This window comes from Thermobacillus sp. (assembly GCF_003390775.1).
GTDB classification, from domain to species: domain Bacteria; phylum Bacillota; class Bacilli; order Paenibacillales; family Paenibacillaceae; genus Thermobacillus; species Thermobacillus xylanilyticus.
In genome coordinates this window covers 84,858-97,057 of record NZ_QEWA01000033.1, presented here as the reverse complement: position 1 = coordinate 97,057, position 12,200 = coordinate 84,858, and the positions used below count along the sequence as shown (strand labels likewise).

At 64.7% G+C, this 12,200-nt stretch carries 13 protein-coding genes; 11 read left to right on the top strand and 2 right to left on the bottom strand.

Annotated features, from left to right (window positions below):
* Positions 1-12 precede the first annotated feature (12 nt).
* The 8 genes from C6W55_RS06595 (at position 13) to C6W55_RS06560 (ending at position 7,783) form a co-directional block, all read left to right on the top strand.
* Positions 13-828 (top strand): Fpg/Nei family DNA glycosylase, encoded by an 816-nt coding sequence (locus tag C6W55_RS06595; RefSeq protein ID WP_015254620.1) that lies wholly within the window; start codon positions 13-15, stop codon positions 826-828.
* Positions 829-831: 3 nt separating this feature from the next.
* The gene (locus C6W55_RS06590) at positions 832-1,668 is read left to right on the top strand and encodes a deoxyribonuclease IV (protein WP_286892020.1); all 837 of its coding nucleotides are present in this window, start codon (positions 832-834) and stop codon (positions 1,666-1,668) included.
* Positions 1,669-1,670: 2 nt separating this feature from the next.
* Positions 1,671-2,009 (top strand): cyclic-phosphate processing receiver domain-containing protein, encoded by a 339-nt coding sequence (locus tag C6W55_RS06585; RefSeq protein ID WP_015254618.1) that lies wholly within the window; start codon positions 1,671-1,673, stop codon positions 2,007-2,009.
* Between the two features lie 18 nt (positions 2,010-2,027).
* Positions 2,028-2,810, top strand: a complete 783-nt coding sequence (locus C6W55_RS06580) for an ABC transporter ATP-binding protein (protein WP_015254617.1) — start codon at positions 2,028-2,030, stop codon at positions 2,808-2,810.
* Positions 2,807-3,829 (top strand): 23S rRNA (cytidine(2498)-2'-O)-methyltransferase RlmM, encoded by a 1,023-nt coding sequence (locus tag C6W55_RS06575; RefSeq protein WP_015254616.1) that lies wholly within the window; start codon positions 2,807-2,809, stop codon positions 3,827-3,829. The genes C6W55_RS06580 and C6W55_RS06575 overlap by 4 nt, the downstream gene beginning before the upstream one ends.
* Positions 3,830-3,925: 96 nt before the next feature.
* The gene (locus C6W55_RS06570; RefSeq protein WP_286892019.1) at positions 3,926-5,590 is read left to right on the top strand and encodes a serine/threonine-protein kinase; all 1,665 of its coding nucleotides are present in this window, start codon (positions 3,926-3,928) and stop codon (positions 5,588-5,590) included.
* 142 nt (positions 5,591-5,732) lie between these two features.
* Positions 5,733-6,431, top strand: coding sequence for a response regulator transcription factor (locus C6W55_RS06565; protein ID WP_015254614.1), 699 nt, complete (start codon positions 5,733-5,735; stop codon positions 6,429-6,431).
* A complete protein-coding gene (locus C6W55_RS06560; RefSeq protein ID WP_015254613.1) occupies positions 6,428-7,783 on the top strand; it encodes a sensor histidine kinase in 1,356 nt (451 codons plus the stop codon). The genes C6W55_RS06565 and C6W55_RS06560 overlap by 4 nt, the downstream gene beginning before the upstream one ends.
* Before the next feature lie 64 nt (positions 7,784-7,847).
* On the opposite strand, the gene C6W55_RS06555 is transcribed toward C6W55_RS06560, so the two are convergent.
* Positions 7,848-8,342: a C40 family peptidase gene (locus tag C6W55_RS06555; protein ID WP_015254612.1), complete on the bottom strand. Its 495-nt coding sequence runs from the start codon at positions 8,340-8,342 to the stop codon at positions 7,848-7,850.
* 184 nt (positions 8,343-8,526) lie between these two features.
* Between C6W55_RS06555 and C6W55_RS06550 the strand changes: the two genes are divergently transcribed.
* The 3 genes from C6W55_RS06550 to C6W55_RS06540 are packed head-to-tail and all read left to right on the top strand — an operon-like array spanning position 8,527 to position 10,725.
* Positions 8,527-9,186 (top strand): GNAT family N-acetyltransferase, encoded by a 660-nt coding sequence (locus C6W55_RS06550; protein WP_286892018.1) that lies wholly within the window; start codon positions 8,527-8,529, stop codon positions 9,184-9,186.
* A gap of 49 nt (positions 9,187-9,235) precedes the next feature.
* The gene (locus C6W55_RS06545) at positions 9,236-9,904 is read left to right on the top strand and encodes a GNAT family N-acetyltransferase (protein ID WP_286892017.1); all 669 of its coding nucleotides are present in this window, start codon (positions 9,236-9,238) and stop codon (positions 9,902-9,904) included.
* A gap of 32 nt (positions 9,905-9,936) precedes the next feature.
* Positions 9,937-10,725, top strand: a complete 789-nt coding sequence (locus C6W55_RS06540; RefSeq protein ID WP_286892016.1) for an MBL fold metallo-hydrolase — start codon at positions 9,937-9,939, stop codon at positions 10,723-10,725.
* Here the strand turns inward: C6W55_RS06540 and C6W55_RS06535 are convergent.
* On the bottom strand, positions 10,659-12,200 hold the full coding sequence (locus tag C6W55_RS06535; protein ID WP_286892015.1) for a PH domain-containing protein: 1,542 nt from the start codon (positions 12,198-12,200) through the stop codon (positions 10,659-10,661). The two genes, C6W55_RS06540 and C6W55_RS06535, sit on opposite strands and share 67 nt — an antisense overlap.

Here is a 12,200-nt window from a genome sequence, read left to right as displayed (position 1 = left end):
AGAGGAATGACCATGCCGGAATGGCCGGAAATGGAACATTATCGCAAACTGCTCATGGAACGGATCGGCGGACAGCGGATTGTCGGCGTTGAGATCGAGCGGCCGCAATCGATCAATGTCGACCCCGGCGAGTTCGCGCGCGAGACGATCGGATCGGCCGTCTGGTACGTGGAGCGCCGGGGCAAATATCTCATCTTCCATCTCGACAACGGCAAACGGCTGCTGCTGCACCTGATGGTCGGCGGCTCGCTGTTCTTCGGCACCGAAGAGGAGCGGCCGGACCGCACGGCGCAGATTACGCTCCAATTTCCGAACGGCAATCTTTATTTCATCGGGCTGCGGCTCGGTTACCTGCACCTGCTTTCGGTGAAGGATGCAGCCGGCCGCCTCGCGGAGCTGGGCCCCGACCCGATGGACCGCCGGCTGGACGCCGCGGCTTTCGCGGCGCGGTTCGCGGGCAAGCGCGGCATGCTGAAACCCGCGCTCACCGATCAATCCAACGTCGCCGGCATCGGCAACTGCTACGCCGACGAAATGCTGCACAAGGCGGGCATCCGCCCGGACGTGCCGGTGCCGCAGGTCGATGCGGCCGGCTGGCAGCGGCTGCATGGCGCGATGCGGACGGTGCTGGAGGAAGCCGCGGCGCACGGCGGATACATGGAGATGCCGCTGTACGCGGGGGACACGCGGACAGGCAAGGCCGTCAACCTGCTGCAGGTGTACGACCGGGAAGGGGAACCGTGCCCGAAGTGCGGCGGCGCCATCGTGAAGACCGAAGTGTCCGGCCGGAAGACATTCTTCTGCCCGGTTTGCCAACCGGAACCTTGATCCATGCGGATCGGCTGCCATGTAAGCATCCGCGGCGGCTACGCGGAAGCGGCCGTCCGCGCGGCCAGGCTCGGATGCACGGCGTTTCAATATTTTCCGAAAAATCCGCGCGCCTTGGGGCTAAAGGCGTTCGACCGCGCCGACGCCCGCCGCTGCGCCGAATATTGCCGCGAGCGCGGCATCGTTTCGATCGCGCACGCGCCGTATCCGGTCAACCTGGCGGCGGAGCGGCCGGAGCAGCGCGCGCGCATGGCGGCATCGCTCCTGAATGACCTGGAAATCGCCGAAGCCAACGGCTCGATCGGTGTTGTCGTCCATTTCGGCATTTACAAAGGCGCGGACCCGCTTGGCGGCTACCGGCTCATCATCGAGGCGCTGAATGCGGTGCTCGGACGGTGGGAGGGCGCCGCGAAGCTGCTCCTCGAGAACCAGGCCGGCGACCACGCGCCGATGGGGACGACGCTCGAAGAGCTTGTCCAGATTCGGCGGCTGTGCGCCTATCCGGAACGCGTCGGTTTCTGCCTCGACACCTGCCACCTGTTCGCCAGCGGCCAGTGGAACGGCCGGAATGAAGCGGAATGGTGCCGCCGGGCGCGGGAGCTGGGGTATTTCGATCATCTGGCCGCCGTGCATGCGAACGATTCGCTCCACGAGAGCGGGCGGCGGATCGACCGCCACGCGCCGCTCGGCGCGGGCCGGATCGGAGCGGACGGCTTCCGCCGGCTGCTGGCCGCGCCGGAGCTGAGCAGCCTGCCCGTCATACTCGAGACGCCGGAGACGGACGAACTGCCGCTGGACCGGCAAATGCGGCTGCTCAGGGAATGGATGGGAGAGAAGTAGCAATGATTCACGTTTTTCTGGACGATTACCGTCCCTGCCCGCCGGGATTCGTCGCCGCGAAGTCGGCGGAAGAGTGCATCCTGCTGCTGGAAGCGGAAGAGGTGGACATCCTGTCCCTCGATTACGACCTCGGCTGGGGAAATCCGACCGGGCTTGACGTGGTGCGGTACATCGCGGACAACGGCCGCTACCCGCGCCGCATCTACATGCATTCGTCCAGCCCTTCGGGCCGGGAGCGGATGTACCAGGTGCTCCGATCGGCATTGCCGCCGGGCGTACACCTTTCGCACTGTCCGATGCCGGACAGCGTGGCGGCCGAGGCGGCCGGAAAGCGGGTATAGCATGGAAGGAGACAATCCATGATCAGGCTTCAACAAGTCACCTGGCGGCGCGAGAACCGCGACATTATCAAAGGCGTGGATCTGCACGTCCGCCCGGGCGAACATTGGGTCATCCTCGGCCGGAACGGCTGCGGCAAGACGACCATACTCGAAATGATCACCGGATACCTGTTCCCGACTTCGGGCACGGTCGAGGTGCTCGGCCATCGCTACGGCCGGGTCGACGTGCGCGAAGTGCGGAAGAAGATCGGATACATCAGCCAGTCGCTCGTCGAGAAAATGAGCCTTTCCGACCCCGTGTGGGAAGTCGTCGCGACGGGCGAATACGCGTACCTGCGCTTCTACCAGACGATCGATCCCGATGTCGTCCGCAAGGCGCATGACATGCTCGAACGCCTCGGCATCGCCCATCTGGCGAACCAGCCGTTCGGCACGCTGTCGCAGGGCGAGCGGAAGAAGGCGCTGCTCGCGCGGGCGCTGATGGCGGAGCCCGAGCTGCTCATCATGGACGAAGCTTGCGCCGGGCTCGATCTGTACGAGCGGGAGAAACTGCTGGCCGACCTGAACCGGCTCGGCAACCTTGCGAAAACGGTGCTCTACGTGACGCACCATATCGAGGAAGCGATCCCGCTGTTCACCCACGCGGCCATCGTGCACGACGGACGGATCGCCGCCGCCGGACCGAAGCGCGAGGTGCTGACCGGCGAGACGCTCAGCCGGGCCTACGAACTGCCGATCGAAGTCGACTGGGTGTACGACCGGCCGTGGATCCGGACGCAAGGGGCCAGGGTCCGGACATGACGCGCTTCATCTGCACGGCCAACCACGGCTTTGCGCCGTACGCCATGGAAGAGCTCAGGCGGCTGCTTGGGCAGGCGTCTTTCCGGATGGTCGTGCCGGGCGAAGTGTTCGAACTGTCCGCGGAGAACGGCCGGGACGAGATTCTGGCGCAAATCCGGCAGGCCGAACCGATCTTTCTCCGCCACATCCAGCCCGTCGACTTCGCCAGGCCGATTGCGGGAGGACCGGACGATCTGGCGGCGCTGGCCGATATCGTGCGAGGGACGCCCGACCGGTTCGCGGGGAAGCGGACAGCGGTGCATATCCGGCGCAGGGAAGGAAGTCCGTTTGCGTATCCGGCTGCGGAGGCGAAAGCGGCGGCCGACGCCGCGCTGAGGGAAGCCGGCGCCGAGCCCGCCCAGCAGTCACCGGATCTCATCCTGTCGGTCTTCGCGACGGACAGCGAGCTGCTGATCGGCTGGGGGACCGCGGACGAGATGCTGTCCGACTGGCCGGGCGGCGCCATTCGTTTCCGCCGGGAAGACGGCCAGATCTCGCGGGCGAAGTTCAAGCTGCTCGAAGCGGAGCGAACGTTCGGCCTGCGCCTGGATGCGCACGAGCGGGCGCTGGACATCGGCGCCGCACCCGGCGGCTGGACGTCGCTGCTGCTCGAGCGAGGGCTGGACGTTACCGCCATCGATCCGGCCGATCTGCATCCGTCGCTGGTCGGCCATCCCCGTGTGACGTGGCTGAAGCGGAACGCCGGCGAGGTCAGTTTCCCTCCCGGCACGTTCGATCTGCTCGTCTGCGACATGAGCTGGGACCCCGCGACGATGGCGAAGCTGGTGCTCCGCCTTTCGCCTTGCCTGAAGCCCGGCGCGGAGGCCGTCGTCACGGTGAAACTGCTGCACCGCAAGCCGATGCAGACCATACGAAACGTGACGGAACAGCTCGCCCAGGCGTTCGACATCCGGCGGGCGAAACAATTGTTTCACAATCGGGATGAAATTACGCTATACTTGATTTATCGGGGAGCGTGACGCTCCATCGGATCGGGAAAGCATCCCGTTCAGCCGCCTCATGGCCGCGGCAGGATGGGATGCTTTTGTTTTATGTGAAGGAGGAGAAAGACGGACATGAATTGGCGTGGTCCATCCGATGCAGGCCGCAGCCCGCTGCCCGCGCCCGGCGAAATCGTCGCCGAACGGTATGCGATTATCCGCGAAGCCGGGCGGGGCGGCATGAGCGTCGTCTATGAAGCGGCCGATCTGAAACTCGGCGGCAAGCGGCGGGCGCTGAAGGCGATGAAGCCGGGGACGCCGTACGCGGACGAAGGCGGCATCGGCGAACTCCGCGTGCTCCAGCGGATCGATCATCCGCGGCTGCCGCAGGTGATCGACGTCATCCCGCCGGCGGGCGGAAGGCCGCTCATGCTGGTGACCGACTTTGTGCACGGCGAGCCGCTGACTGCCGCCTTCGCGCGCGCGGGCGGGAAGATGGAAGCGCGGCAGGCGGCGGCCATCGCAATCGGCATTTGCGAGGCGCTCGCTTATCTGCACGAACTGCGGCCGCCGGTCGTCCATTTCGACGTGAAGCCGTCGAACGTCATGCTCGACCCGGCGCTCGGCGTCCGGCTGATCGACTTCGGCATCGCCAAGCTGCTCGGCAAGGGGCGGGACGCCGCCTTGCGCCTCGGCACGCCGGGGTTCGCGGCGCCGGAACAGGCCGCCGTCGGTCCGTGCGGGCCGGCGGCGGACGTATACGCGGTCGGCGCGCTCCTCTACTTTCTGCTCAGCGGCGGGCATGCGCCGAAGCCCGGAGAGCATCAATTCCGGGGCCTTGAGGCCGGCGTTCCCGATCCGCTGCTGGACGTGATGGCGCGGCTGCTCAGCCGCGATCCGGCCTGCCGTCCGTCCGCCCGGCAGGCCGCAGCCCTGCTGCGGCAGGCGGCCGGCGGCGCAGCGGCGCTCCCGGGCCTGGCAGCGGGGGCCGATGGCGCGCATTCGCCGGCCGGCGAAGCGCTGCCCCGCCCGCGCCTGATCGGCGCCGCGTCATTCTCCCGCGGCGCCGGGGCGACGTTGATTGCCGCCATCCTGGCCGCACAGCTCGCGCGCTCGCGGCCGACGGCGCTCGTCGAAGCCCCGGGCGGAGAGCCGGAGCTGCTCGCGCTGCTGGCCGGCGCGGATGCGGCCGGCCGGCGGTCCGGGCGGCCCGCGCCGCCGCCGGTCAGCCGCCGCCACGTCTGCTGGCTGGACGGACCGCGGCTGCAGGTGCATGCGCTGCACCCCGACACTGTGATTCCGGCCATTGAACCGGACCCGTACGGCGCCCCGGAAGGGGCGGCCGATGCAGTAACGGCGATGTTCGCGCCGGAGCGGTTCTCGTTCCCGGCGGCGTCCGCCGCCGAACCGCCGCTCGTCATCGCCGACCTGTCGTCCGGATGGACGGCGGGCGGCGCCCGCAAGCTCGCCGCCGCCTGCGACGTGCTGCTGATGGTCGCCGACCCGGCGGTCTGGCGATGGACGCCGCAGCGGCAGTCCGCCTGGTGCGAACTGGCCCGGCAGCGGGAGGCCGCGGGACGCGCATCGGTCTGGATCGCGAATCAGGATGCCCGCTTTCCGCAGCGCTCCGCCTGGCTCAAGCTGATGCCGCAGCCTCCGGCCGCGTGCGTGCCGCAGCTGGCCCCGGGCGCGTGGCCGTCCGCCGTATGGTCGGGCAAGCCGCTTGCGGGCGGCGGGAAGCTGCCGGCCGAAGTCGAGCGGTGTCTGCGGCCGGTCGTGGATCTCCTCCTGAACGGATAGGCAGCGCAAGAAGCCGTATGATACAATAGAAACCGGGTTTTTTGACCCGAGCTTGACCGAACTTGCAGGAAATGCCGAACCGGCATGCGATATGGCGATGCATGAAGCAACGGATGCGGATTCAGCCGGAAGGAGGATCTGTGTGAACGAACGTTTGCTGGTCATCGAAGACGAGACATCGATCGCGCGTATTTTACAGCTGGAGCTGGAGCATGAAGGATACACCGTCGGACGCGCCGAGGACGGTCGCAAAGGGCTTGAAATGGCGCTCTCCGGGGAATGGGATCTCGTGCTCCTCGATGTCATGCTGCCCGGTCTGAACGGCATCGAAGTGCTGCGGCGCATCCGCAGCAGCGGCAGCCAGATTCCGGTCGTGCTGCTGACGGCCCGCGACACCGTGCCCGACAAGGTGAGCGGGTTCGAGACCGGGGCCAACGACTACATTACGAAACCGTTCGCGATGGAAGAACTGCTCGCGCGCGTCCGCAACCTGCTGCGCATTTTCCAGCAGAAGCAGGCAGAAGGCGAGAAAGGCGACGTGCTGAAAGCCGCCGATCTGACGATCGAGCTGCGCACCCGCAAGGTGTACCGCAAGGAGATTGCGGTGGAGCTTACGCCGCGCGAGTTCGATCTGCTCGTCTATCTGGCCGAGCACAAGAACCAGGAGAAGACGCGGGAGCAAATATTGTCCGATGTGTGGGGCTATGATTTCGTCGGCGAGACGAACCTCGTCGACGTTTACATCCGATATTTGCGGCAGAAGATCGACCGCGGATTCCGGACGAAGCTGATCCATACGATCCGCGGGGTCGGCTACATGCTGAAGGAACCGGAAGCATGACGCTGCGCAAGCGTTTTACGCTGTTCACCATCTTCTGGTTCATCTTCATCCTCATTCTGTTCAACATCTTCGTCTACTTCTTCGTCATCCGGATTTCGACCGGCAGCGAAGAGCAGCTCATCGCGAACAAGGTGAACCTGATCATCGAACATATCCGTTCCGAACCGGAACGTCCGCTCAAGGATCCGGCGCTCCTGGTCGATTTCTACAATGTCAACGAAGTAATCCGGATTATCGACCGCGGCGGAAACATCGTCAACCAGATCGGCACCGACGAAGATCTGCTCGAACGGGAGACGACGTTCTCCGCCACCCACCAGTCGGGTCTGACTTCGATCCGCGGCATGCGCGTCATGTACATGAAAGTCCCGCTGCTGCGCGAATACGAAATCATCGGGACAGTGGAAGTGCTGCGCAAGCTGACGTCGCTCGACCGTTACCTTCAGGTGCTCGTCGGCGCGCTCACCGTGACCAGCCTCGGCGCGGTGCTGTTCGCCATTTTCGGCACGTACTGGTTCACGCTCCGGCTGACGGCGCCGATCCAGACGATGGTGCAGACGATGCGCGAGATCGAGCGGAGCGGCAAGCTGCGGCCGATCGAGCTGAAGGACAAGGAAGAGTCCGCCGAACTGCAGCAGCTCATCCGGGCGTTCAACCAGATGATCGAGCGGCTGGATCGGCGGATGGACGGGCAGCGCCAGTTCGTCGCGGACGCTTCGCACGAACTGAAGACGCCGCTGACGGTCATCAGCAGCTACGCGGGCATGCTGAAGCGCTGGGGAAGGGAAGACTCGGCGATCCGCGACGAGGCGATCGAGGCGATCGCGAAGGAATCGGAACGGATGCAAAATCTCATCAAGTCGATGCTTACGCTCACCGAAGCGGAACAGGAAGTGTGGGCGAGAGAAGACGAATTCGATCTCGTGCAGCTCATCGATGAGATCGCGTCCATGCTGCACAAGACGTTCAACCGGATCATCCGGGTGCACGCGTACGATGAGTCCGGCATTCCGATGAAGGGCGACCGGGACAAAATCAGCCAGCTGATGGTCATCCTCATTGACAACGCGATCAAATACAGCAAGGACGCCATCGACATTACCGTGAGCCAGTCGCGCAACATGATCCGGGTACTCGTCTCGGACAAGGGCATCGGCATTCCGGAGGAAGAGATTCCGAACCTGTTCGACCGGTTCTACCGGGTGGACGGCGCGCGCCAGCGCGAGACGGGCGGTTTCGGCCTCGGCCTGTCCATCGCCAAGCGGATCGTCGACCTGCACGAAGGAACGATCGACGTGTTCAGCAAGGTCGGCGTCGGCACGACGATCGCGCTTCAGTTCCCGAAGAAATAACGAAAGGACCGGAGAGGCTCCGGTCCGCTTCGCGGAAGGAGATGTGTTGGATGCAGGTTTGGCGTCATGCGCCGAGTCGGCGTGCGGTGGCATAGTTTTTCTTCCAGTAAGTCGTGTTGATGCTCGAGAACTTGACGCCGCCTGCGCCGTAAGTATGAATCATTTTGCCGTTGCCGACGTAGATGCCGACGTGCCCGATGATATTTCCGCGGCTCGGCACCTTGAAGAAGACGAGGTCGCCTTTCTTGAGATTCGATTTGGAGACGTAGCGGCCCACCTTCGCCTGCTCCCTGGCCGTGCGGGGCAGATTGTATCCGAATTTCTTGAACACATGTTTCGTGAAGGACGAACAGTCGAAATATCGGGTCGTGCTCGTGCTTGCGCCGAATTTGTACGGCGTTCCGAGGTAATTGTCCGCATAGCTGACCAGCTTGTCCGCCGTCGATTTCGACAGCGCGTCCGCCTGGCCGGCTCCGGCGAATCCGAGCGCGGTGAACCCGATCGCGGTGCCAAGTGCCAGACCCAAGAGCCGTTTCATCGTGTTGCGCAGTTGTTTCATCGTGCTGCAGCTCCTTTCGTTGTTGGGCGGTTGTCCGCCCGTGCAACTGTGCAGCTATTACATTACCAGATCCGCCATTTCCTAAATGATTCCTCGGTGAACGGAAGTGCCGTTCCCGCAAAGGTTGCAGCAAAATCATGAAAAATCGATTAAAAAATTCTCATGCTGGACAGGAGGAAATCGCTTGAACAAGGAGTTGCATGTCTATGTGGACGGAAAACCCGCCCGGGTGACGATCCGGCGATACGGGGAGAAGGACTTCGACGCGCTCATCGATATTCAGCGCGAAAGCTTTCCGCCGCCGTTCCCGGAGGAACTGTGGTGGAACAAGGATCAACTGCGCGAGCATATCACGCGGTTTCCCGAAGGGGCGCTGTGCGCGGAAGCGGAAGGCCGGCTTGTCGGTTCGATGACGGGACTGCTTGTCCGTGACGAGCAGCTGGAAGGCGCGCATACGTGGGAAGCGGTGACAGACGGCGGCTATATCCGCAATCACGATCCGTCAGGGGAGACGCTGTACGTCGTCGACATCTGCGTCATCCCCGCATACCGGAAAGCCGGCATCGGCAAATGGCTCATGTCGTCGATGTACGAGACGGTCGTCCATCTCGGCAAGAGACGGCTGCTCGGGGGCGGACGGATGCCCGGCTATCACAGGGTGAAGGACCGGATGACCGCCGAGGAGTATCTGGACAAAGTCGTGGCCGGGGAGCTGCATGATCCGGTCGTCGGCTTTCTGCTCCGCTGCGGCCGGGTGCCGGTCGGCGTGGCGGCCGGCTACCTGGAGGACGAGGAATCGTGCAATTACGCCGCGCTGATGGAGTGGCGCAACCCGTTCCGGTGAACCGGAAACGAAGCATGTACATACTGAATCGTCAAAGGAGAGAATGCAAATGGAATATGTGCGACTGACGTCGATTCGGGACCCGCTGTTCAAATCGATGCACGAGCTGCTAGGCCGCATTTTTCCGAAGGAGGAAGTGCTGGCGTTCGAATTGTGGGAAGAGCCGCTTCGCGACGAAGGCATTTACGTCTACGCCGCCGTCCACGACGGTGAAGTCGTCGGCGCGACGGAGTACCGCTATTATGCAGACATGCGCGTAGCGGTGACCGACTTCACGGCGATCGGCCGGGAGGGGCTCGGCATCGGCCGCTTCCTCGCCGAGAACCGGCGGAAGCATCTGGAGCAGCTGGCGGCCGAAACCCGCACGTCGCCGCTCGGGATGTTCGCCGAAATTTACGATCCGCGGAAAGCGGACACTGCGGGTTCCGAACTGACACCGATGCATCCGTACGTCCGGCGCGAAGTGCTGTCCCATCTCGGTTACCGCAGACTCGATCTCGACTACGTGCATCCGTCCTGGGACCATGAGGGGAACGCCGTCACCGGGCTGGATCTCTGCTTCATGCCGGCCGACGAACGGACGACATTCCTGCCCGCATCGCTCGTCGCGGCATATCTCGAGCGTTACTATGCCGCATTGCCGAACCGTCCCGACAGCTGGTACGCGATGATGGACGGCCTCCGGAAGCGCGCCGCGGTTGATCTGCTGCCGCTCTGACGATCGAGCGGACGGGAAAGGATGGGAAACGGATGACGGCAACGCTGCGCTTCCTCGGGACGGGCGATGCGATGGGGGTGCCGCGCGTTTACTGCGACTGCGCCGTCTGCACGGAAGCGCGCGCGACCGGCGTGAACCGGAGATTCCGCTCCGCGGTGCTGATCGACGATCCGGAAGCCGGGCACACTTTGATCGACTGCGGGCCCGATTGGGGACGGATGATGGAGACGGCCGGCTTGCGCTTTGCGGAGCAGATGCTGCTGACGCATGCGCACTACGACCATATCGGCGGGCTGCCGGAGTGGGCGGATGCCTGCCGGTGGCTGAACCGCCGGGGAATCGCCTGGGCGCCGGAGGAGACGATCCGCGAGGTGACGGCGCGGTTTCCGTGGCTGGCGCGGCGGATCGAGTTCCGGCCCGCGGACGGCGGATTTCGCCTCGGCGGGTGGAACGTGCGCATCTGGCGCGTCAACCACGGGTTCAACGGCCATGCTTACGCCTATCGGTTCGATCATGACAAGATCGGCTGGGCATGGGCGTATTGCCCGGACGCGATCGGACTCAGCGACACGGAAAAAGCCCCGCTGGCGGGGCTTGATCTGCTCGTGCTGGGGACGAGCTTCTGGCACGAGACGATCCCGTACGAAAGACGGTCCGTCCACGACGTGGTCGAAGCGCTGGAGCTGCTGCGCGAGCTCAAGCCCCGCGCGGCGGTATTCACGCATCTGTCGCACGACATTGACCTGACGCGCCGTTACGACCTGCCGGAATCGGTCCGGTTCGCGGAGACGGGGCTCAGGATCAGACTCGGCGACGGCTGACGGCCGCGCAGCCGGGCGAGCAGTTCCGCCGCCTTCGCTTGCGGAATGTGACGGATCAGCCAGACGGCGGCATAACTGCTCGAAGCGGTGACGACCTGCAGCGTCGCAAGCTTGCGCCGCGCCTGCAAGGGCGACACCTTCGTCCGGAGCCATTGGATGCGCCGGCGCGGGATGAACGCCACTTGAACGCCGAAACCGCCGCTCCGGACGATGATGCCGTCATTGCTCAGACGCCAGCCCGCATGCCGGAAGCGCAGCACGCCGTGCAGGAGGGCGGCGGCGGGCAGCGCCAGGGCCGTCCAGCCGTACCCGCCCGGAATCCAGATCAGTCCCGGGACGGCGGCTGCGGCGGCAACCGCCAGGGGGAAGGCGATGTAGCCGGTCAGCGCTTCCCGGCCGGGCCGTTCGAAGTCTTCCGGCCAGACGGCCTCCGGAACGAATGCGGCCAGCAGTTCGGGAATGTCGCGCACCGGAACAAGCGGGCAGAGCAGGGAATGGATCTGCCCGTCGTTCTTGATGGACGCAAAGGTGACCAGGTTGACGCTGGCGCAGCCGAACATGCGGCGCAGCGCGTTCTGCGTCACCTGCACCGCCTGGATCCGCTCGAGCGCGACGGAGAACTGTTTGCGTTCGAGCAGCCCGCGGCGGATGAGCAGCTTTCCGCCCTGGCGTTCGATCGTGAAGCCGTATTCCTTCACCGTGATGACCGCCGTGCCGAGCAGCCAGATAACGGCGCATGCCGCTGCCGCAAACCACGCCCAGCCTCTGGCGTCGGACGGCATCACGGCTTCCCATGCGTCCGGATCGAACAGGCCGAGATTCCGGACCCAGTCATCGAACTGCGAGTACAGCGCCGCGATGATGGCCAGCGACAGGAAGATCCGTCCGGATGTCGCGCTGTACAGCAGAATGCGGCCCGTCGGCACCTGATAGAGCGGCCGGGCTGCGGCAGATCCGTCTGCCGAGCCGGCTGAAGCGCCGCTCGGGCCCTGACCGTCGTTGTGCGCGCCGCTGCCGGCGCCCGTTACTGCGGCGTCCGACGCATCTTTCACCATGGCGGTGCGGATCCGGTCGGCTTCGGCTTTCGACACCGCGCTCAGCACGACTTCCGGCTTGCGGCTGCCCGCGGTTTCAATCACCAGCTTCTGCACGCCGAAGAGCCGCTGTACGATGCCGGCCGACATGTCCACCGACTGGACGCGGTCGCGCGGGATGGACAATTTTTTCCGGATGATCAAGCCGTACTCGACGTGCATCGCGTTCGGCTCCAACCGGTAGACGTAGCGGAGCCAGGACAGCGCGCCCAGCGCGATGGCAACGGCTGAGAACAGCGCGATGCCGCCCCAGAGCCACAGCGGATGCACGTCTTCCCTGAGCGTCGTGGACAGGATGAATGCGGCGAGCGGATAGATCATGTCCTTGACGATCTTCATGATGAAGAACAGGACGGAGATCGGGTGCTGCCGCCTGGGCAT

Bases quoted from the DNA above. Each gene is read 5' to 3' on its own strand.
- C6W55_RS06595 (WP_015254620.1), top strand. From the start codon at position 13: ATGCCGGAATGGCCGGAAATGGAACATTATCGCAAACTGCTCATGGAA.
- C6W55_RS06590 (WP_286892020.1), top strand. From the start codon at position 832: ATGCGGATCGGCTGCCATGTAAGCATCCGCGGCGGCTACGCGGAAGCG.
- C6W55_RS06585 (WP_015254618.1), top strand. From the start codon at position 1,671: ATGATTCACGTTTTTCTGGACGATTACCGTCCCTGCCCGCCGGGATTC.
- C6W55_RS06580 (WP_015254617.1), top strand. From the start codon at position 2,028: ATGATCAGGCTTCAACAAGTCACCTGGCGGCGCGAGAACCGCGACATT.
- C6W55_RS06575 (WP_015254616.1), top strand. From the start codon at position 2,807: ATGACGCGCTTCATCTGCACGGCCAACCACGGCTTTGCGCCGTACGCC.
- C6W55_RS06570 (WP_286892019.1), top strand. From the start codon at position 3,926: ATGAATTGGCGTGGTCCATCCGATGCAGGCCGCAGCCCGCTGCCCGCG.
- C6W55_RS06560 (WP_015254613.1), top strand. From the start codon at position 6,428: ATGACGCTGCGCAAGCGTTTTACGCTGTTCACCATCTTCTGGTTCATC.
- C6W55_RS06555 (WP_015254612.1), bottom strand. From the start codon at position 8,342: ATGAAACAACTGCGCAACACGATGAAACGGCTCTTGGGTCTGGCACTT.
- C6W55_RS06545 (WP_286892017.1), top strand. From the start codon at position 9,236: ATGGAATATGTGCGACTGACGTCGATTCGGGACCCGCTGTTCAAATCG.
- C6W55_RS06540 (WP_286892016.1), top strand. From the start codon at position 9,937: ATGACGGCAACGCTGCGCTTCCTCGGGACGGGCGATGCGATGGGGGTG.
- C6W55_RS06535 (WP_286892015.1), bottom strand. From the start codon at position 12,200: ATGCCCAGGCGGCAGCACCCGATCTCCGTCCTGTTCTTCATCATGAAG.